1 tRNA gene and 2 rRNA genes are annotated in these 880 nt (G+C 51.6%); all 3 read right to left on the reverse strand.

What is annotated here, in order from left to right:
- A 23S ribosomal RNA gene (locus tag DXX3274_RS00110) occupies positions 1-362 on the reverse strand; the annotation flags it as partial.
- A 192-nt stretch (positions 363-554) separates the two neighbouring features.
- Positions 555-630: transfer RNA gene (locus DXX3274_RS00115), tRNA-Glu, on the reverse strand.
- An 86-nt stretch (positions 631-716) separates the two neighbouring features.
- A 16S ribosomal RNA gene (locus tag DXX3274_RS00120) occupies positions 717-880 on the reverse strand; the annotation flags it as partial.

The raw sequence follows: 880 nt of genomic DNA on the forward strand, positions 1-880 counted from the left end.
TCACGGCCCGTGCATCTTCGTGTACGGGACTTTCACCCTGTATCGTGCGACTTTCCAGACGCTTCCACTGACACACAAGCCGATTCAGGTTCTGGGCTGCTCCCCGTTCGCTCGCCGCTACTGGGGGAATCTCGGTTGATTTCTTTTCCTCGGGGTACTGAGATGTTTCAGTTCCCCCGGTTCGCCTCATTAACCTATGGATTCAGTTAATGATAGTGTGACGAATCACACTGGGTTTCCCCATTCGGGTATCGTCGGGTATAACGGTTCATATCACCTTGCCGACGCTTTTCGCAGATTAGCACGCCCTTCATCGCCTCTGACTGCCTAGGCATCCACCGTGTACGCTTAGTCGCTTAACCTCACAACCCGAAAGTGTCTCGGGATGCGAGCATTTTGAGAGACTCGAACAACATACAAGTGTTACTTGTACGCTGTCGTTTCAAATTTTCAGCTTGTTCCGGATTGTTAAAGAGCAGATAACATAAACCTGACTATTTCTAATCAGTTTTAGGTTAGCGTTGACCGTGCCTTTCACCCACTGTCAGTCATACTGGCGTCCCCTAGGGGATTCGAACCCCTGTTACCGCCGTGAAAGGGCGGTGTCCTGGGCCTCTAGACGAAGGGGACATCACTTGTCAGCTTCGCAAGACGCTTTTGACTCTTTCTTATCATCAGACAATCTGTGTGGACACCACGCAGGCACTTCAACTCGGTAAGGAGGTGATCCAACCGCAGGTTCCCCTACGGTTACCTTGTTACGACTTCACCCCAGTCATGAATCACAAAGTGGTAAGCGCCCTCCCGAAGGTTAAGCTACCTACTTCTTTTGCAACCCACTCCCATGGTGTGACGGGCGGTGTGTACAAGGCCCGGGAAC

The sequence above is a fragment of the Dickeya sp. NCPPB 3274 genome (assembly GCF_000406205.1).
In the GTDB taxonomy this organism is placed as follows: Bacteria; Pseudomonadota; Gammaproteobacteria; order Enterobacterales; family Enterobacteriaceae; genus Dickeya; species Dickeya fangzhongdai.